The 18,266-nt window shown below is 65.2% G+C and carries 16 protein-coding genes and 1 pseudogene; 3 read left to right on the forward strand and 14 right to left on the reverse strand.

What is annotated here, in order from left to right; all coding sequences use genetic code 11:
* Positions 1 to 246: 246 nt before the first annotated feature.
* The 11 genes from NFC73_RS06755 to NFC73_RS06800 all read right to left on the reverse strand — a co-directional run bounded on the left by NFC73_RS06755 (position 247) and on the right by NFC73_RS06800 (position 9,446).
* Positions 247 to 489: an acyl carrier protein gene (locus NFC73_RS06755; protein ID WP_254748720.1), complete on the reverse strand. Its 243-nt coding sequence runs from the start codon at positions 487 to 489 to the stop codon at positions 247 to 249.
* Positions 486 to 1,919, reverse strand: coding sequence for a dihydrolipoamide acetyltransferase family protein (locus NFC73_RS06760; protein WP_254748722.1), 1,434 nt, complete (start codon positions 1,917 to 1,919; stop codon positions 486 to 488). The genes NFC73_RS06755 and NFC73_RS06760 overlap by 4 nt, the downstream gene beginning before the upstream one ends.
* Positions 1,912 to 2,892: an alpha-ketoacid dehydrogenase subunit beta gene (locus tag NFC73_RS06765; protein WP_254748724.1), complete on the reverse strand. Its 981-nt coding sequence runs from the start codon at positions 2,890 to 2,892 to the stop codon at positions 1,912 to 1,914. The genes NFC73_RS06760 and NFC73_RS06765 overlap by 8 nt, the downstream gene beginning before the upstream one ends.
* Positions 2,889 to 3,908, reverse strand: coding sequence for a pyruvate dehydrogenase (acetyl-transferring) E1 component subunit alpha (pdhA, locus tag NFC73_RS06770; protein WP_254748726.1), 1,020 nt, complete (start codon positions 3,906 to 3,908; stop codon positions 2,889 to 2,891). Before pdhA ends, NFC73_RS06765 begins: the two co-directional genes overlap by 4 nt.
* Complete coding sequence (acsA, locus tag NFC73_RS06775) at positions 3,905 to 5,719, reverse strand: acetate--CoA ligase (RefSeq protein ID WP_254748728.1); 1,815 nt, start codon at positions 5,717 to 5,719, stop codon at positions 3,905 to 3,907. The genes pdhA and acsA overlap by 4 nt, the downstream gene beginning before the upstream one ends.
* A 67-nt stretch (positions 5,720 to 5,786) precedes the next feature.
* The gene (locus NFC73_RS06780; protein ID WP_254748730.1) at positions 5,787 to 7,139 is read right to left on the reverse strand and encodes a phosphoribosyltransferase family protein; all 1,353 of its coding nucleotides are present in this window, start codon (positions 7,137 to 7,139) and stop codon (positions 5,787 to 5,789) included.
* A 12-nt stretch (positions 7,140 to 7,151) separates the two neighbouring features.
* Entirely contained in the window at positions 7,152 to 7,694 is a 543-nt protein-coding gene (locus NFC73_RS20860; protein WP_254748732.1) for a CU044_2847 family protein, read from the reverse strand.
* Positions 7,695 to 7,998: 304 nt separating this feature from the next.
* A complete protein-coding gene (locus NFC73_RS06790; RefSeq protein WP_254748734.1) occupies positions 7,999 to 8,658 on the reverse strand; it encodes a cation transporting ATPase C-terminal domain-containing protein in 660 nt (219 codons plus the stop codon).
* A gap of 57 nt (positions 8,659 to 8,715) precedes the next feature.
* A complete protein-coding gene (locus NFC73_RS20705; protein ID WP_256548675.1) occupies positions 8,716 to 8,847 on the reverse strand; it encodes a hypothetical protein in 132 nt (43 codons plus the stop codon).
* Entirely contained in the window at positions 8,831 to 9,244 is a 414-nt protein-coding gene (locus tag NFC73_RS06795) for a hypothetical protein (RefSeq protein ID WP_254748736.1), read from the reverse strand. The genes NFC73_RS20705 and NFC73_RS06795 overlap by 17 nt, the downstream gene beginning before the upstream one ends.
* Positions 9,234 to 9,446 carry a hypothetical protein gene (locus NFC73_RS06800; protein ID WP_254748738.1) on the reverse strand — a complete coding sequence of 71 codons (213 nt, stop codon included), beginning with the start codon at positions 9,444 to 9,446 and terminating at the stop codon, positions 9,234 to 9,236. Before NFC73_RS06800 ends, NFC73_RS06795 begins: the two co-directional genes overlap by 11 nt.
* A 231-nt stretch (positions 9,447 to 9,677) precedes the next feature.
* Between NFC73_RS06800 and NFC73_RS06805 the strand changes: the two genes are divergently transcribed.
* From NFC73_RS06805 to NFC73_RS06815, 3 genes are read left to right on the forward strand one after another with little or no spacing between them, the layout of a single operon-like run.
* Positions 9,678 to 11,096, forward strand: a complete 1,419-nt coding sequence (locus tag NFC73_RS06805) for a class-II fumarase/aspartase family protein (protein WP_254748740.1) — start codon at positions 9,678 to 9,680, stop codon at positions 11,094 to 11,096.
* Complete coding sequence (locus tag NFC73_RS06810; protein ID WP_254748742.1) at positions 11,093 to 12,625, forward strand: SLC13 family permease; 1,533 nt, start codon at positions 11,093 to 11,095, stop codon at positions 12,623 to 12,625. The genes NFC73_RS06805 and NFC73_RS06810 overlap by 4 nt, the downstream gene beginning before the upstream one ends.
* Before the next feature lie 38 nt (positions 12,626 to 12,663).
* Positions 12,664 to 13,674: a LacI family DNA-binding transcriptional regulator gene (locus NFC73_RS06815; protein WP_254748744.1), complete on the forward strand. Its 1,011-nt coding sequence runs from the start codon at positions 12,664 to 12,666 to the stop codon at positions 13,672 to 13,674.
* A 971-nt stretch (positions 13,675 to 14,645) separates the two neighbouring features.
* Here NFC73_RS06815 and NFC73_RS06820 read toward each other — a convergent pair.
* From NFC73_RS06820 to NFC73_RS06830, 3 genes and pseudogenes are all read right to left on the reverse strand, one after another.
* A pseudogene (locus NFC73_RS06820) lies at positions 14,646 to 14,975 on the reverse strand (PfkB family carbohydrate kinase); the annotation flags it as partial.
* A gap of 25 nt (positions 14,976 to 15,000) precedes the next feature.
* Positions 15,001 to 16,509 carry a glycoside hydrolase family 32 protein gene (locus NFC73_RS06825; RefSeq protein WP_254748746.1) on the reverse strand — a complete coding sequence of 503 codons (1,509 nt, stop codon included), beginning with the start codon at positions 16,507 to 16,509 and terminating at the stop codon, positions 15,001 to 15,003.
* Between the two features lie 105 nt (positions 16,510 to 16,614).
* Positions 16,615 to 18,222 carry an ABC transporter substrate-binding protein gene (locus tag NFC73_RS06830; RefSeq protein ID WP_254748748.1) on the reverse strand — a complete coding sequence of 536 codons (1,608 nt, stop codon included), beginning with the start codon at positions 18,220 to 18,222 and terminating at the stop codon, positions 16,615 to 16,617.
* Positions 18,223 to 18,266 lie beyond the last annotated feature (44 nt).

Genomic DNA, 18,266 nt, shown 5'->3' on the forward strand with positions numbered 1-18,266 from the left:
CCGGAACTAAAGGACGGACTTGGCCTTGATCCACTGATGACGGTCGGGGTGCCGACGGCGGTTAGACCGAGAATGCCCGTCTTTGGCGTGCCTCCCGTGTCAGTTTCCTTTGACAAGCCGAATCTCGTGTCGGCTGCCGGGCTGCTGCCGGTGATGTCCTTGGCCCGGGACGCAGGACTGCAGGAACTGTCCGATGAGTGGCTGTGGTCTCGAAGGCCGAGGTCGCCGAAACCGTGTTCACCGCGTTCAGCCATGACCGGTGAGGTAGTTGACGAGGCCGTCAACCGTTGCCACCGCCGGATAGTCGCGTTCCGGGATGTCCACACCGGTGGTCTTTGCGATGGTTTCCACGAGGCGAAGAAAGTCCAGTGAGTCGAGTTCCAGGTCTTGGCGCAGCCGGGCACGGCCTTCGAGATCGTCAGGCTCAACATCGGGGGCGACCTGGCTGATTGCTGCCTGCACTGCCTGCCGGGCGTCCTGTTCCTTCATAGCTCCTCCGGTCTCTGCAGCAATTCATCGATGCGGGAAAGGAAGCGGCCGCCGCGCAGCCCGTCGCTGACGCGATGGTCTGCCGAAAGCGTTGCGGTGACGGTGTGGCGGATGCCGAGCATCCCGTTGCGGGCCCACGGCTGCTCCAGGACCTTGCCGAAGCCGACCATGGCCACTTGGGGTGGGTAGATCACGCCGTAGACGCTTTCCACGCCGAGGTCGCCCAGGTTGGTCACGGTGATGGTGGGGTCGGCCATTTCGGCGCGCTGCAGGCGGCCCGCCCGGGCTCGGCTCACGAGGCCGCGCAGCTGGTCCATCAGTTCATCGAGGGTCAGCGTTTCGGCATCGTGCAGGGCGGGGGCCACCAGGCCTCCGTGGCGCAGGGCCACCGCCACGCCAAGATGGACACTGGTGCTCGGGTGAAACGTCCCCCGGGTGAAGAAACCGTTCATCTCCGGTGTTTCCTGGGCGGCCAAGGCCGTCGCCTTCAGCAGCAGAGCTGAGGGTACCAGACGGGATGAGACCGGCCGCTGTTGGTTCTGCAATTGCATCCATGCCATCGCGGTTGCCAAGTCAAGAGTGTTGGCCAGGTAGTAGTGCGGAATTTCCTTCTTCGAACGGGACATGAGGGAGCCGATGGCCTGCCTTAGAGTGTTGGCCTTATCCCCGCCGATCTCTTTCCGGCTCCGCCGCGGTGCAGCGTCCGTTGCAGGCTCCGTTTGCGCTGGAGGCTCGGACGCCATCGCCTCCACCCGTTTCCCGGTGGCCGCGCCCGCGGTGCGACGGACATCGGACTCGGTAATGGCGCCCTCGGGCCCGGTGCCCGCCACCTCTTGAAGGTCGACCCCAAGCTGGACCGCCAACCGCCGGGCAAGCGGAGAGGACCGCATCCTGCGCTCCCCCGCCGGCCCGCCCTTCGCTTTGGGGATTGCCGGCACTTCACCGACAGGACCTTCGGCAGCGCTTTCGACGTCGGCCCGGGTCACCTCGCCGTTCAGGCCACTTCCATGGACGGAGCCGACGTCGACCCCAAGCGTATGTGCCAGATGTCGGACCGGCGGGGTGATATGGCTGCCGTGTTTGGCTGACGGGGGCGAAGCGACTGCGGGTTCCACAACGGCTGGAGCCGGCCGGGGTTCCAGAGCCGCCGCCAGCGCGGGACTTGGTTCTGATGGGGCCGGGCTCTGGTCTGCGGGTGTCGCAGTGATCCGGGCGATGGGTGTCCCCACGTTCACGGTGTCGCCGATGTCCACAAGGAACTCAGCAACCACGCCTTCCTCGAATGACTCGATGTCCATCACGGTCTTGTCGGTGTCCACCGCGGCGACCATGTCGCCCTTGTGTACATAGTCGCCGGGCTTGACCAGCCACTCCACCACTTTGCCATGCTCCATGTCGGCGCCCAGGGACGGCATTCGGAACTCAGCCACGGTTTCCCACGGCCTTCCGTGCCGCGGCCACGACCCTCTCAACCGATGGCAGCGCGGCTAACTCCATGTGCTTGGCGTACGGCACAGGAACTTCTTCGCTGCAGACCCGCTCCACCGGGGCGTCGAGGTCGAAGAAGGCGTGCTCGCTGATCCTGGCGGCGATCTCGGCCGAGAGGCTGCCGCTCCGCCAGCCTTCGTCCACGACCACCGCCCGGTGGGTCCTGCCCACGCTGTCAAGGATGGTCCCGTCGTCGAGCGGCCGGAGGGTACGAAGGTCAAGGACCTCAGCATCGATGCCGTCCCCCGCCAAGTGGTCCGCGGCCTCGAGCACGGTGGGAAGAGTGCCGCCGTAGGTGATGAGTGTGGCGTCTGTCCCCTGGCGCCGGACGGCGGCTTTGTCGATGTCCACCGGACCGGCACCGTCCTCCAGCTCCCCGGCCACGTTGTACAACGACCCGTGCTCGAATATCAGCACCGGGTCCGGATCCTGGAGCGCTGTCCACAGCATCCCGCGGGCGTCCGCCAGGGTCGCGGGGGCCAGGATGCGCAGGCCTGGAATGTGCGCGTACCACCCTTCCAGGCTGTGCGAGTGCTGGGCGCCGAGCTGGCGGCCAGCCCCTGTGGTCATCCGGATTACTATCGGCACGTTGAACTGGCCGCCGGACATGTGCAGCAGGGTCGCTGCGTTGTTGATGATCTGGTCCAGGGCGAGCAGGCTGAAGTTAACTGTCATGATTTCGACGACGGGACGCATTCCGCCCAGGGCCGCTCCGATTCCCGCGCCGACGAAGCCGGATTCGGACAGCGGAGTATCACGGATGCGCTCTGGGCCGAACTCCTCCAGCAGGCCCAGGCTGACCGCGAAGCTGCCGCCGTAGCGGCCCACGTCCTCACCCATCAGGAACACCCGCTCGTCGCGCTGCAGGGCGTCCCGGAGGGCCGCCCGCACCGCTTCCCGGTAGGTGGTTTTCATTCTGCCGGCCCGCCTTCCGTTGCTGCGCCGTTTCGCTCGCTGTAGACAAACCGGGTGAGGTCCTTCACCGGCTCAAGCGTGCCTGCCTCTGCGAATTCGACGCCGGCAGCCACCTCGCCATCGACGTCGGCCTGCAGCGCGGCCCACTGCTCGTCCGGCAGCTGACCTGCCGCCTCCAGGGCGGCCTTGAGCAGCAGGATGGGGTCCCGTTCCATCCACCGGGCCACCTCGGATTTCTCCCGGTACAGCTCAGGATCGAACATCGAGTGGGCGCGGAAGCGGTAGGTGCGCAGTTCCAGGAAATGCGGGCCGCCACCGAAGCGCACAGCATCAACGGCCCGCCGGGCAGCTTCCTCGACCGCGAGCACATCCATCCCGTCGACGGTCCAGGCGGGAATCTCATAGCCTGCGGCCTTGAGGGCCATGTCCGTCTGGGACTCCGAGCGGACCAGTGCCGTACCCATGGCGTACAGGTTGTTCTCGCAGCAGAAAAGCACCGGAAGCTGCCACAGCGCCGCAAGGTTAAGGCTTTCGTGGAACTCCCCTTCCGCTACCGCACCTTCCCCAAAGAAGCAGGCAGTCACCCGTCGCCGGCCGGCCATTCGATCGGCCAGGGCGAGGCCGACGGCGAGTGGCAGGCCGCCGGCCACAATCGCGTTGCCGCCGTAGAAGCGGGTGGCGGCGTCGAAGAGGTGCATGGAACCACCGCGCCCGCGGCAGCAACCTTCCAGACGCCCATACATTTCGGCCAGGATGACGCCGGCGGACACCCCGCGCAGGAGCGCATGGCCGTGCTCACGGTACGTGGCCACCACCGCGTCGTCCGGGGCCAGTGTTTCCAGGACCCCTACGGCCACCGCCTCTTCGCCGATGTAGACGTGCAGGAAGCCGCGGATTTTAGCGGCGCTGTAGAGTTCGATGCACTTTTCCTCTAGCGTGCGCACACGCAGCATCTGCCGCAGCAGATGCCGGGCGTGGCCAACATCCTGGATGGCTTGCTCCCGCAGGGCGTTCACGGCCGCTGCCCGGCCTGTTCCAGCGTTGACAGGTCACCTTCGGGCAGGCCCAGTTCGCGCGCCTTGAGCAGCCGGCGGAGGATCTTTCCGCTGCGGGTCTTGGGCAGGTCGGTGGTGAAGTCGAGGACCCTGGGGGCGACCGCGGCGCCCAGGTGTTTACGGGCGAATCCGATGATCTCCAATCGGAGTTCCTCGGACGGTTCCTGCCCTGGCTGCAGTTCGACAAATGCCTTGACCACTTCTCCCGCCACCGGATCGGGAACGCCGATGACCCCGGCCTCTGCCACTGCCGGGTGCTCCATCAGGCAGCTTTCCACTTCGAAGGGACCGATCAGGTGACCTGATGACTTAATGACGTCGTCCCCGCGGCCCACGAACCAGAAGTACCCGTCGCCGTCGCGCTTAGCCAGGTCGCCGGTGAGATACCAGCCGCCGGCGAAACAGCGGCGGTACCTCTCGTCCTCGTTGAGGTAGCCGCGGAACATGGAGGGCCAACCGGGCCGGAGCGCCAGTTCCCCCATCATGTCCGGTTCGGTGACGAGCCTGGCTTCCCCGTCCCGGATGATGGGCTTACCCTGGGTGTCCCGCGCTACCAGCGCAGCTTCGATTCCCGGCAGCGGCTTCCCCATGGAGCCGGGTCGGATGGGCATGGAAGGGTAGTTGGAAATCATGATGCCCCCGGTTTCGGTCTGCCACCAGTTGTCATGGATCGGCAGGCCCAGGACATCCTGTCCCCACACCACGGCTTCGGGATTCAACGGCTCGCCAACACTCGCGACGAAGCGGAGGGCAGACAAGTCGTGGCCTGCAGCCCTCTCCGCCCCGGCCTTCATCAGCATGCGCAGCGCCGTCGGGGCCGTGTACCAGACCGTGATGTGCTGTTCGGAGAGGATGCGGTACCAGCGATCAGCGTCGAGTTCTTCTTCATCCACCACCACAGTGACCCCGTGCACCAGGGGAGCGATGATGCCATAGGAGGTGCCGGTCACCCAGCCCGGATCGGCTGTGCACCAGTAGATGTCCCCAGGATGGAGGTCCAGGGCGTAGCGGCCGGTGGCATAGTGGGCAACCACGGCCTCATGGACGTGGATTGCCCCTTTGGGGGTGCCGGTGGTTCCGCTGGTGAAGTGCAGCAGGGCCATGTCCTCGGGCTGCGTGGCCGCGATGTCCCGGTCCGGCGAAGCCTGGGCCAGGAGCGCGGTGAGGTCCAAGGTGTCCGGTTCGGGGTGGCCGTCCGCATCGGCCAGGAGGACGAAGCGCAGCTCGGGAAGATTTTCCCGGATGGGTGCGACCTTCTTCCGGTATAACGCCCGGCTGGTCACAAGGACACGCCCCGCCCCGAGACGCAGTCTTTGCCGCACCGGTTCCGGACCAAACGCCGGAAAGAGCGGGCAGAAAACGCTGGCATTCTTAAACGTGCCCAGGACCGCCACGTAAAGCTCCGGACTGCGGCCCAGGAGGGAGAAGACCCGTTCGCCCCTCCCGACGCCAAGTTCCCGCAGGACCGCGGCAAACCTGCTCGTCTGACTGGCCAGCTGCGCATAGCTTAGTGAGCGGGTGCCACCGTCTGCCCGGATGAAGCGCAGCGCTTCCCTGCCCGACCTGCCGCCTGCGGCGTGCCGGTCCACTGCCTCGTAGGCGATGTTCAGCCCCCGGCCGCCGGGGAGCCCTGCCAACTCCCTCCGCGCCTGGTCCCACGTGAAGGACTTCCGAACTTCCTCATACTCGTCCAGGTTGGGCGGCACGCGAAAGGACGCCGGGTCCTTGGCAATGATGGGCCACCGTGTGGGACGCGCTGTTGCTGCTTTCATGGTTCCATCCCTCATATCCACTGGAAGCCCGCGGGCTCGGTTTCCAGCTCAGGTTCGTCCGGCGCGTTCATCGGTGCACCTCCGGCGCAGGTGTCCCTTTGCCAGCAGAGAGGAGGTACCGGCTGAACCAGTCGGCCGCCAGCGATGCCGCCCGGGCCAGTGTCCCCGGTTCTTCGAAGAGGTGGGTGGCTCCCGGGACCACTTCCAGCCTGGTGGGCGCCCGCATGAGGGCCATCGCCTGCCGGTTCAGGTCAAGCACCTGGAGATCGGCGCCGCCGACGATCAGCAGGGTAGGAGCCCGCACGGCGGCGAGCCGCGTTCCGGCAAGATCCGGGCGTCCTCCCCGGGACACCACCGCCGCTATCTCCGCGTCCGGTTCGGCAGCTGCCCACAAGGCGGCGCCGGCTCCCGTGCTCGCCCCGAAGTAGCCAATCCGGCCGCGCCAACCGTCCTGCCGTGTTTCGAGCCAACGGGTTGCAGCCCCCAGCCGGCGGGCCAGCAGGGCGATGTCGAACACGTTCACCCGGTTAACTTCCTCAGCGGGTGTGAGCAGGTCAAGCAGCAGCGTGCCCAGGCCTTCGGCGTGAAGGACTGAGGCTACGTACCGGTTGCGGGGGCTGTGCCTGCTGCTGCCGCTGCCATGGGCGAAAATGACGATGCCCTCGGATCTCGGAGGTGCGTACAGGGTGCCACGCACACGCACGGCACCGGCAGGGATCTCGACATCTTCCTCCGCCCCCTGAGCTGCTTCTCCTGGCCCGGCACCTTCCTGGACGCGGTGCAGGCGCCGGGCGGCGTCGTCCAGCAACCGGACCACCTCGTCATCCTCCGTAGGCGAGAAGTCATGATAGTAGTAACCCACTGCCTGGAAGTTCCGCGGGAAAGCCAGGCAGACGACGTCGTCCGCTTCCGTCAGCGAGGGGATGACCCGGGCGGGAGCCACCGGCGCCGCCAGGATCACCCGGGCTGCGCCAAGCTGTCTGGCCACCTGGCAGGCGACACGCGCGGTGGAGCCGGTAGCGATACCGTCGTCCACTACGATAACGATGCGTCCGTTCAGGTCGATGCGGGGACGCCCTTTCCGGTACCGGGCCACCCGGCTCTCCAGAAGTTCCCGCTCACGTTGTTCAACCCTCGCCAGGTCCTCTTCCGTGACGCGGGAAAGAGCGATCACACGTGTGGCCAGGACCCGCGCGTTGCCTTCGCCGATGGCGCCCATGGCGACCTCAGGCTGGAACGGAACCCCTAATTTCCGCACTACGATCACATCCAGCGGCGCATTGAGGGCGTCCGCCACCTCGGCGGCCACCGGAACTCCGCCGCGGGGCAACCCCAGGACAACCACATCCCGGTCCCGCAGGCCGGCCAGCCGCTGTCCCAGCCGCCGGCCGGCATCGGCCCTGTCCAGGAATTCGAACATCGCTGGCCCCTGTCAGATCGTCTCTTTGTCGTGCACGAGAGCCGCGCCCGCGGGACTCCACGACATCCTCAGGATGAAATGGGCATCCGCGCTGCTGCGAGCGATCACCGCGCCCGCGTCCCCGGCCAGTTTCACGCCAAATTCGATCTCCACTTTTTCAGGCGTCAGCTCTGCCATGGCTTCCAGTGCCGCCCGAGCGGCCGGTCGGACGCTGGCGAGAGCATCCTCCAGGCGCCTGCCCACGTCCGGGATCCCCTGTCCGTTACGGCCCGGGTGATCCACGCCATGACTGATGTCATCAGCCTCAGCAAGCACCGTCCAGGAGCCCACTTCATACCGCGTTAACTCAGTCATGACAGGTTTCCGCCGCTCATGGGATATGCGCACGTTGTGCTGAGATTGGGTGCTGGGCCGGATAGCGGCCGCTGTGACAACCAGGGCCACTACCCCTGCGATCCATGAACTCCACGCGGCCCCCGCGGCGGAGGTGTAGGACCCCACCCAGTGCGAGAGGACCAGAAGGGCAGCCGTGAAGAGTCCGGCGGCGATCGTCACATGGTCCTGCCACCGATACCACTTCTCACTGGATTTCCTCTCTATCCGGCGTGGAGCCTTGCACTTCCCGTCCCGCGGGCTCTTCCCCCCGCAGTCCAAGTCAACGCTTCCCAGACCCCGCCTTCTAGGGGAGAAAGACCTGCCCTCCCTCCGATGTCATGAACAGCCACGGCGATCGATAGCGGCAAAAAGGTAGGGTGAGCCGCGACCGCCAGGGGTTTGGTACCTCGCGGTCGCGGGGGAATCCTATTCCCGTCAGGCATGATTATGAGGCAACAGGGGCACGCCTGCAGGGTTCATGCACTCATCCCCGTGGTGCCGGGGCAGATTTGTTGCGCCGGGCGGAGCGGTAGAACATTTTGCGGAGTTCGTCGAACCACAACACGGTGGATGCTATGCCAATGCAGACGGCCCAGTGTGCCGCGTCCAGGGACGCGGTCCCGAAGGCCTGTTGCAGCAGCGGGCTTTCCACCACGGCGAACTGAAGTGCCGCCGCCAGCAGGACGGCGCCCCACAGCCACTTGTTGGCGAAGAGCCGGTGGAACGCGCTGGCGGTGTCGGAACGCGAGGTAAAGGCGTTGAACAGCTGCGCGAAGACCAGGGTGGTGAACCCTGCAGTCCGGGCCACATACAGGGAGTCGCTGCCGTGGACGAGACCGTCGGGCAGGAAGATGTCGATGGTCAGCAGTGTCGCGATTCCCATGACCAGGCCTACGGCCAGGATGCCGGTCCACATCCGCCGCCCGAGGATGCGGTCGGTCATTTTCCGCGGCGGGCGGGCCATCACGTCGTCTCTTTCCGGGTCGACTCCCATCGCCAGTGCGGGCCCGGAGTCGGTGACGAGGTTGATCCACAGGATCTGGGTGGCCAGCAGCGGCAGCGCCACTGGCTCGCTGCCGGCACCTCCCAAACCGATGGTGCCGGCGAATATCACGCCAAGGAAGACCGTGAAGACTTCCCCCATGTTGGAGGACAGCAGATAGCGCAGGAGTTTTTCGATGTTCTCGACGATGACCCGGCTTTAGCGCACCGCGGAAACGATGCTGGCGAAGTTGTCGTCGGCGAGAATTACCTTCGACGATTCCTTGGTCACCTCGGTTCCCGTGATGCCCTTGGCATGCCGATGTCGGCCGACTTCAGGGCCGGGCGTCATTAACGCCGTCTCCGGTCATGGCAACGACATTGCGCTGCGCCTCGCTGCCTGCCCGGCGGGCCTCGGCCACGGAGGCCGCCGCTTCGGCACGCGGCAGGTCAATAGTGCCGGCGACACCCAGATAGACGAGCTCGTTGTCGTCCGCTTCGTCGATCACGTCCGCTTCGTGCCGGTCCTGCTCCCCGTACCGGCGGTAGGCCACGCCCAGGGGAACAACCTCCACGCCCACCTGCATCCGGGTACAGCGCTTCAGGAGGACATCCGGGGCGCCCTTGGTGACCAGGGTCAGTTCGTCGAACTCCGTGTGGCGCGCCAGCGCAGGCCTCAGCTTCCATTCCGAGGTGAACGGGACTTCGCCCTGCCGTGCGAACTCCCCGACGCGTTCGCTAACCCCCACCAGCTTCCGTGGGGTCGCCCTGGATCTGCCATGGGCGGGCGTGTTCTCCGGTGAGCTCAATCTGCCCCGATGCGGTGACGATCCGGCCGATCATCATTTCGTTCCGCGTCAGGGTTCCGGTCTTGTCTGCCGCCATGACCGAGGCGGAGCCCAGGGATTCTACTGAGTGGTGCTCCTTCACGACCGCATTGCGTCTGGTCATCCGGAGGACCCCGATGGCCAACACGATCGACAAGATGGCCGGGAGACCCTCAGGCAGAAGGCCCGGCTGCTGGACCCCTGTTCTCAGATGCCGCCGGGTTTTCACTGTGACCTTGACAACAAGCAGTGTAGCCGCTCTAATGGATTCGAATCCACTTTCTCCTGGTAGTTCTCTTTTTCGCCAATATGGATTCGAATCCACTGCAACGACGCAAACGAAGGCAGGCAAACGTTGACCACTTCCCCTTTCTCACTGCTCATGCACCTTGTCGGCGACACCCGGCAGTCTGAGCTCTTTTCTCCGTCGGAAGCCGTCGAGTCCTGGCTTGCCGCGGAAAGGGCGCTGGCTCAGGCACAGGGCGAGCTGGGCATTATTTCCCGCCATGATGCCCAGGCAATCGTCAAGGCCGCTGTCCCGGCGAACATCGACCCCGACCGCCTTTGGGCATCCGCGCGAAACGTGGGCTACCCGATCCTGGGCGTGGTTCGTGAAATTGCCGCCGCATTGCCGGATGGCGCCAATGGCCGCGTGCACTATGGCGCCACCACGCAGGACATCATGGATACCGGCCTTGCCCTGCAACTCCAGCGCTCCCTCAAGCTCCTGGACGAGGACTTGGAACGCCTCGGCGACCGTCTTGCGGAGCAGGTCCTGGCCCACAGCGAGACCATTATGGCGGGCCGTACGCACGCCCAGCAGGCGGTCCCGACAACGTTCGGCGCCACACTTGCGACAATGCTGAACCAGTTCACCCGGCAGCGGGAGCGCATCGGCCAGGCAATGCCCCGTATCGCTGTTATCTCGATGTTCGGCGCCGGCGGAACCTCCGCGGCTTATGGTCCGCAGTCCGCGGCGCTGCGTACTCGGGTCGCGGAGCTTCTTGGTCTTGAGGACACGGACGTTCCGTGGCATGTGGAACGTGACAGCCTGGCGGAGTTCGGCTGGCTGTGCGTGACGATCACCGCCTCGTGCGCGAAGTTTGCCCGCAACATCGTGGATCTGTCACGCACTGAAATCGCCGAGGTCTTCGAGCCGTACACCCCCCACCGGGGCGCTTCGTCGACCATGCCGCAGAAGGTCAACCCGATCTCCTCCGAACTGGTGATCGGGCTCTCGGGGACGGCAGGGGCGCTTGCCTCCTCGCTGGCGCGCATCCAGGAGGCGGGCCATGAACGCAGTGCAGGCGAATGGCAGATCGAATGGCAGGTCATCCCTCAGCTCGCGTCTCTGGCCGGAAGCGCCCTCCGGGAAACGATGGTCATCGTTGATGGCATGCGCGTCGATGCCGACCGGATGCGCCGGAACATGGAACTCGACGGCGGCCTCGTCCTCGCCGAAGCCCAAATGATCCAGCTTGCTGACAAAGTCGGCCGCGAAGACGCCCACGACCTTCTCTACGCAGCATCCACGCGCGCCCGGGAAACCGGCACCGTCCTCAGTGACGCCCTCCGCGCCGTGGCCGCAGAGCATGGCATGTCAGAGCTGCTTCCCGAATCCCTCGTTCAGGCACGTGACTACCTGGGCGAAGCGGATTCCATCTGCAAGACTGCCGTCAGGATCTGGCACTCGCACACCACTCTTCAGGCTGAGTGCCCTCCCATCGCTGACCTGGCAGCAGTCCCCAGCGGAGCCGAAGGAGACCTCGCATGAGCGCAACTGAGGTAACCACTCACAACGACGTCGGAGAAGGCAGCCGCTTCGACTACCTCCGGGCACGCGCCGGCCTCTGGGCCGCCCTGCCGCTCATGGCACTGGCCCTCTTCCTGCCCCAGGACTTGCCCTGGGAACAGCGGGCCATGCTCGGTGTCCTGAGCTTCATCGTCCTCTTCTGGATCACCGAGACCATCCCCATCCCCGCGACCGCCCTCATAGGCATCGCCTTGTTGGTGCTCCTCGGCGTCGGCTCCCCCGCGGAGGTCTACTCCGCTTTCGGCTCCCCCACCGTGTTCCTCGTCATCGGGGCGTTCATCCTCGCCCGGGCCATGACCGTCCATGGCCTGGACCGTAGGTTCGCCCTCCGAGTCTTGTCCCTTCCCCGGGTCGGAGACAGCACGCATCTGACCGCGCTGGCCTTTATGGTCGTAGCAACCCTGCTCGCCATGCTGGTCTCGGCTTCCGCGACCGCCGCCATGCTCCTCCCGATCGGTATCGGTGTGGTCCGCACCGTGGGCGACCTTATCCACGACCCGGCCAGCGGCCGGAAGAGCTACCAGACCCGCTTCTCCTGCATGGTGATGCTGGCTATCGCCTACGGCGCCGGCGTCGGCTCGGTCCTGACCCCCGTCACGGGTATCGCCAATGTCATCGGCCGCGGCACGGTCGAACAGATGACCGGTTACCAGATTCCGCTCTTCGATTGGGTATCGATCTCCGGGCCCTACGTTTTGGGCCTCGGAACCCTCATGTTCATTGCCCTGGTGCTCATGAATAAACCCGAAACCCATCACATCCCCAACGGCACGGCGTCATTCCGCCGGCAGTACGCCGAGTTGGGCGCCATGACGCGGGGAGAGAAGACGGTTGCACTCGTCTTCGCCCTCACCGTCGTGCTCTGGACCTTCCCGGCCGTCGTCACAACACTCGAGATCTCCAACCCGGTGATCAAAATGATCGCCTCCCACCTGAACGAGGGATCCGTCGTCGTCTTGCTGGCTTGCCTGTTGTTCCTCATTCCCACGGCGAAGAAGACCCCTACGCTCGAATGGAGCGAAGCGGCAAAGATCGACTGGGGTACCGTCATTCTGGTTGGCGTGGGCCTGACCGTCGGGGCCATGATGAAGGCCACCGGGCTCGCCGAAACCATCGGCACGGCCGTCGCAGACGTCACCGGCGTCAACAGCGTCCTGCTGCTCTGCCTTGTCGCGGTGGTCCTCGGCATGGTCATTTCCGAAACCACAAGCAACACCGCCAGCGTCGGCATCGTGGTGCCGATCATCATCCCGATCGCCCTGGCGATCGGTGTTGATCCGCTCATCCCCGCCATGGCAGCGATCTTCGGTGGCAACGCCGGCGCCATGCTTCCCGTTTCGACACCGCCGAACGCCATCGTCTACGGCTCCGGCTACGTCCCGATGCTGCGCATGATCAAAACCGGTGTCGTGGCCGACCTGGTGACCATTCCGCTGATCCTCCTCACCGTCATCGGCATCGGCTCCGCCATCGGGCTGTCCCTGCCCTGACTGCTCCCGTACCCGACCCCGCCCATAGGATGGACTCCATGGTGAAACTAACCGACGTAGCCCGCGCCGCCGGGGTCGGGTACGGCACAGCATCCCGCGCCCTCAGCGGCAAAGGGCCAGTCGGCGGCGACGCACGCACCCGCGTCCTCGAAGCAGCACGCTCCCTGGGCTACACCACCGACGCCACCGCCCGCGCCCTGCGCGAACGCAGGACCAGAAGCGTCGGGCTCATCGTCCCCGATATGACCAACGAGTTTTACACAGCCAGCGCCGAAGTCCTCCAGGAAGTACTCCGCGCCGCAGGCCACCACCTCCTGGTTGCCACCACCGGCAACCACCCAGGACGCGAACAGGAGGCCCTGCAGGAAATGGCGGCCCGCCGCGTCGATGGTGTCGTCCATGTCCCCTCCGGAGCCACCGCCATCCAGCCCTCCCCCGTACCCGTCGTCGAGCTGAACCGCTACAGCGGACGGAACGTCCCCGCCGTGGTCAGCGACGACTACAACGGCGTCAAAGAACTCACCCAACTGGCCATCGACGCCGGCCACACCGACATCGCCGCCATCGTTGGCCCCGACGCCTACAGCACCAGCCGTGACAGGCTCGCGGGTTTCAGGGCTGCCGCACAGCAGGCCGGTTTCGATGAAAATGCGGCCACCGGAAGACGTCTTCGCGTGGTGTCCACGGACTTCACGGCTGAAGGCGGCGCCCGTGCCATGCGCACGCTGCTGGCCGACCCGCCCCAGGCCATCCTGCCGCTGAGTAGCCGGCTCGTCATGGGCGTCCTGCGAACCACCAGGGAAGCTGGCATCAGCGTCCCCGATGACCTCGCCCTTGCCGGATACGGCGACCCCGACTGGTTCGAAATCTGGGGTTCCGGGATCACCACCTTCGCCCCGCCGCTGGCCGAAATGGGCGCCCAGGCCGCCAAACTCCTGCTTGATCTCATCAATGGCGACCAGCCTGCGCCTGCAGTCCACCGCATACCTGGAGTGCTACGGATACGTGGCACCTTGGGCAAGGGGACTCCTGCAAAGCATTCCGACTAGGTTTTCGGGCGGCCCGAACACGTCCTCAGGCATAGGAAAAGGCCCCTCCAGGCTTGGGCAGATTGACGGAACCTGTGGCATCGACCTGTAGAGAAGAGGCTGCCTGCCCCAGAGCCGGGCTTGAGACCACGGCTCCTGGGAGTGGAACTGCAGGCCTCAGGGGTCCATGGACGCCCGGTTTCCGGGCTTCTATCCCCCATCGCAGCGGCTCAGATGATGAGGGGAAACTTCACGCATATGACCTTCCCTGCCTCGTCAAGAAGCGGCCGGCCGCTCATGCGGCCCCCGCTGAAGGACCATCATCGCGTCCCCTCTGGTGCACCGGTCCTGGACGATGATGAGCGCGACCGCGCCGTCTACCACAGCACGGGATCTCAGTGCAGCACACCATTGCTCCGACCCCGGGTCACGGGAATGTCTGCCTTGGGCAATCTGAACGGTCTGCGACATATGGCCGGCAAGTTTCTGCACCGCTGCAGTAACGGATTGCTCAAAGGTGGATGGAGAGGCGGAGTAGCAACTCAGGACAGCCTTGACGGAGACACCGGCATCAATCGGGGCGGCCAGCATCGACCGGATTCCCTCGCGGCCCGCCGTGGCGGCGAATCCGGTCCAACGACCGTCCGAGCGAAGCTCGGGGGACGAAAACCTGGCTATTCCCGCCCAGGGCCACCAGCCAGGGGCCTTCTCCCACTTCGTGCTGCATCCGATCCAGCCGCCGGGCCCGTGCGCTGCTACTGGCCAATCCCGCGGGGATCTTGCCCCGTTGCCCGCTGATGGAATAGGGCAAGGGCGTCTGCCCGCCGAGCAGGGACGCTGCCCTCAGCATCAGCCCCAAGAGGAAGTCCGGCAGGCCCTTGCTCTCCGTAAGGAGATCCAGGACTGGGTCAGTCTGTGGTTCCTCGCCGATACTCGCCATCAGGCCTCGATTCCCGCAGGCTCCAAGGCCTTTCGCCCCGCCCGCAGCAGGAGATGTCGAAGTCGTGGCTCGCCGAGCCGTCCGGAACGAGGGTTACCGTGGCCGTCGAAGTCCTGCCGAGCGAACGGGAGGCCGGTAGCAGTGCGACGCCGGCGCCATGCAAGTGCCTTTCGATGGCTGCTCCGCGGTCATCGTTACCGAACGCTGTACCCAACCCGGTTGCGAGGCCGAGCCCGCCGAGCCCGTAGGCGATATTTGCCGGTGATCCTCCGGGGTGTTCGACGCTTCCCTCCGGTGAGGTGACGACGTCCGTGAGAGCCTCGCCAACGACGAGGACATCGAAGGTTTGCCGCGCATGGCCGACGGTGTCGGGGTTGTGCATATGATGCCTGTCTTGCGGTGCTGAGTCAGGCGTACTGAATGACATCCAGGTTGGCGACCGTGGCCGTACCCCCGAGGGCGTAGACGGCGACGTCGGTACTGTTGGGTGCCGGGAAGATCAATTCCGTCATTGTGACCTGGCCGTCCTGGGCGAAGACCTCAACGGAGCAGCGGTCCACGAAGATCGTGAGCTTGTAGGAGCCCTCGATCCCGTGGATGGGGGCTGCGTCGATGGAGGCGAAGGTTTCGTGGAAGCCTGTCTGCCCTGAATCGCGCCGGTCAACAACGAGAGTGCCTTCCGCGGGCCTGACGCCGATGCGGGTTCCCTGGTCCCCGTCGCCGCGGACCACAAGCCCGAATTCCGTGGCGCTTCCGGGCGTCAGGGTGATATCTATGCGTTGGACGCTGCCCGCTGCACCGTCCAGGATGTGTGTACCCTCAGCGATTTCCGTGTGCGCCAGGCTGAACGCCCGGGCCGGATCGGAAATTGAGGCGAAATCTCCGGTGGCCTCTTGTATCAGTCGCACCTTTCCGTCAAAGGTGCGGAGGGATAATTCGCGGCCCAGCGTCATGGGGCTGCGCCAGGGCGAGGTGGGGATCTGGTTGGCATATTCCCAGTTGTTCATCCAAGCGATCATGAGGCGCCGGTTGTCGGGGACGTCGCTGAAAGAGACCGCGGCGTAGTAGTCCCGGCCCCAGTCCAGCCACTGGTACTCGCCCAGCCGGTCCGGGTCCTGGAGGCCTTCGGTCACGGTGGTGGCCGAAGTGAACGCGGTCCCGTCGAAGTCTCCGACGAAGTACTGCCCGGCAGAGCCCTTGTTGGGTCCGCCCGGGTTGAGGTTCACGGTGAGGACCCACTGAATGTTCTCCGGGTCCCCGTCGACGGGGAGGGGGAAGAGGTCGGGGCATTCCCAGACGCCTCCGGTGGCGTTGGCCGGGCCGAACGTGCTCAGCAGCTCCCAGCTCTTCAGGTCCTCGGACTTGTAGAGCACCACCTGGAAGTCCGTGGCTTCCACGGCGACCATGACCCAGTAGCTGCCGGCACCGCCGTCGTACTTTATGACCTTGGGGTCCCGGAACTCGGCGGACCCGCGGTTCAGGACGGGGTTGGTGGCGTGTTTGGTCCAGGTGTAGCCGCCGTCGCGGCTGTAGGCCAGGGACTGTGCCTGGAGGCCCTGGTATGCGGAGCCGGGCTTGAAGGCGCTGGTGTAGACGGCGACCAACGGCGGAGCCGAGTCGGTCCCGAATCCGCTGGTGTTGTTCCGGTCGAAAACGATGCTGCCGGAGAAGATGTCTTCCTCCTCGTCACAGGAGATGGCGACGGGGTGTTCGGTCCACGTGATCAGGTCCGGGGAGGTGGCGTGTCCCCAGGACATGTTTCCCCAAACGTTATCCAGCGGGTTGTTCTGATAGTAGAGGTGATAGACGCCCTCATGAAAAATCAGGCCGTTGGGGTCATTAAGCCAGGTGTTCGCGGCTGCGTAGTGCAGGGCCGGCCGGAAGGTGTCGGCCGTGGTGGCGGTCGCGGCAGTCATGAAGGTGAGGTCTCGTTTCTGTGCAGATCTGCGGGTGAACCCTTGTTCAAAGGGCTCCCGGAAGGTGGGGTGGGCCGGTTACGCCGGCCCACCCCGGTTGTGGCGCTAGGAGTTTTTCTGGTAACGGTCGTAGGCCTGCTGGTAGACCTCGATCATTTTGTCGACGCCGACGTTCTTGAGCTGGGAGACGTAGCCGTCCCATTCCTGCTCGATGCCGCCGGAGACGATCCACTTGGCCATGTTCTGCTTCACCAGTGAGGTGGTGTCGGTCTGGATGGTGCTGATCTGCTGGAGTTCTTCGTTGGAGAGGGCGACCGGGGGGTAGCCGTCGTTGCCGGCGAAGGGCTTGTAGAGTTCGTTGACAGTTTTCTGGCGTTCGGCGGCGCGCGGTTCGGGAGCGACGACAGAGGTGAAGTTCTCGGCGGTGTTGGCCTTCGGGCCGCCCGGGGCGACCTTTTGGCGTCGTTCGCCTTCGCTGGTCCCGGCCGGGGCGGGGATCTGGGTCAGGAGGCCGCTGGCGTCCTTTTGCAGCGTTTCACCGATGGGTCCCCAGTTGGCCTGGGCGGACTGGATGGGGTCGTAGAGGTTGTCGGCCCAGCGCATGGTCGCTGCCGGGTATTTGTTGGTCCGGGTGATGGCGAAGGCGCCGCGGGCGATTTCCTGGTTGTTGGACTGGCTGGCGATCCGCTTGCCGTTCACGCCTTCCAGGACCGGGACCAGAGCGTAGTGGTTGGCGCGGTCCGCGCCGACCATTTCGGGGACTTCCCACCAGACAAAGGAGCCGAGGTTTTCGGTGGCCGCCTTGCCCTTGGCCAGGTACGCCTTGTCATCCTGGGAGAAGGACTCGGGGTCGATCAGGCCTTCTCGGTACCACTCGTGCAGGGTCTGGATGGCTTTCTTATAGCCGTCCTGGGTAGGGGTGAAGATGACTTTGTCGTCCTGGACGATGCGGTGGTCCATGTTGTCCGGCACTCCGCCGAGGGCGGCGATCAGGTCCACGATGTCCCCGCACCAGGAGCCCGGCATGAAGCTCAAGGGGATGGTCTTGCCCGTCCCGGACGCGTCCTGGGTCTTGAACGCCAGCAGCGCGTCGTGGAACTCATCGATGGTTTTCGGCATCGGGATGTTGAGCTTCTTCAGCCAGGAAATGTTGATGGCCAGTTCGTTGGGGAACTGGACCAGGCCGAGCTCCTCTACCGACGGCAGGGAGTAGATGTGCCCGTCCGACGAGGTGATGGCTGCCTTGATGTCAGGTCGTTCCGAGAGCAGCTTGGAGAGGTTGGGTGCGTTCTTCTCGATGAGCCCTTCGAGCGGGATGAGGGTGCCGCTGCCGGAGTAGGTGGCGATCTCGGCGTCGGTCAGCCCGGTGTTGAAGAAAGCATCGGGCAGGTCACCGCTGGCTAGGATCAGATTCTTCTTTTCCTGGAAGACCGTTTCCGGCAGGTTCTCCCATTTGATGTGGACATTGGTGGCCTTTTCCCATTCCTTCACCACGGTCATGGTGTTGTAGTCCGGGGCCAGTGCGGCCTTGGTACCGGAGAACGTCAGGTCCAGCTGCTTGCTGACGATCGGGAAGCCTGTTTCCTGGAAGCCGAAGTCCGCGGAGGCGTCTTTGATTTCCGTGGTGCCTGAGCCGCCGCCGGAGCAGGCGGTGAACATCAATGTTCCGGCCAGGACGGCGCCGAGGGCGGCGAGTTTGCGGCTAAATGCCATGGTCATTCCTATTCTGAGGTGGGGTCTTGCGGTGGGTGTGCTGC

The organism is Pseudarthrobacter humi (genome assembly GCF_024294965.1).
Taxonomy (GTDB): Bacteria; Actinomycetota; Actinomycetes; order Actinomycetales; family Micrococcaceae; genus Arthrobacter; species Arthrobacter humi.

What these genes read in the sequence shown, in the direction of transcription:
- NFC73_RS06790 (WP_254748734.1), bottom strand. Translation starts at nt 8,658, where the DNA reads ATGGGGGAAGTCTTCACGGTCTTCCTTGGCGTGATATTCGCCGGCACC.
- NFC73_RS06780 (WP_254748730.1), bottom strand. Translation starts at nt 7,139, where the DNA reads ATGTTCGAATTCCTGGACAGGGCCGATGCCGGCCGGCGGCTGGGACAG.
- NFC73_RS06830 (WP_254748748.1), bottom strand. Translation starts at nt 18,222, where the DNA reads ATGGCATTTAGCCGCAAACTCGCCGCCCTCGGCGCCGTCCTGGCCGGA.
- NFC73_RS06815 (WP_254748744.1), top strand. Translation starts at nt 12,664, where the DNA reads ATGGTGAAACTAACCGACGTAGCCCGCGCCGCCGGGGTCGGGTACGGC.
- acsA (WP_254748728.1), bottom strand. Translation starts at nt 5,719, where the DNA reads ATGAAAGCAGCAACAGCGCGTCCCACACGGTGGCCCATCATTGCCAAG.
- NFC73_RS06810 (WP_254748742.1), top strand. Translation starts at nt 11,093, where the DNA reads ATGAGCGCAACTGAGGTAACCACTCACAACGACGTCGGAGAAGGCAGC.
- NFC73_RS06800 (WP_254748738.1), bottom strand. Translation starts at nt 9,446, where the DNA reads ATGACCAGACGCAATGCGGTCGTGAAGGAGCACCACTCAGTAGAATCC.
- NFC73_RS06825 (WP_254748746.1), bottom strand. Translation starts at nt 16,509, where the DNA reads ATGACTGCCGCGACCGCCACCACGGCCGACACCTTCCGGCCGGCCCTG.
- NFC73_RS06755 (WP_254748720.1), bottom strand. Translation starts at nt 489, where the DNA reads ATGAAGGAACAGGACGCCCGGCAGGCAGTGCAGGCAGCAATCAGCCAG.
- NFC73_RS06765 (WP_254748724.1), bottom strand. Translation starts at nt 2,892, where the DNA reads ATGAAAACCACCTACCGGGAAGCGGTGCGGGCGGCCCTCCGGGACGCC.
- NFC73_RS20705 (WP_256548675.1), bottom strand. Translation starts at nt 8,847, where the DNA reads ATGACGCCCGGCCCTGAAGTCGGCCGACATCGGCATGCCAAGGGCATC.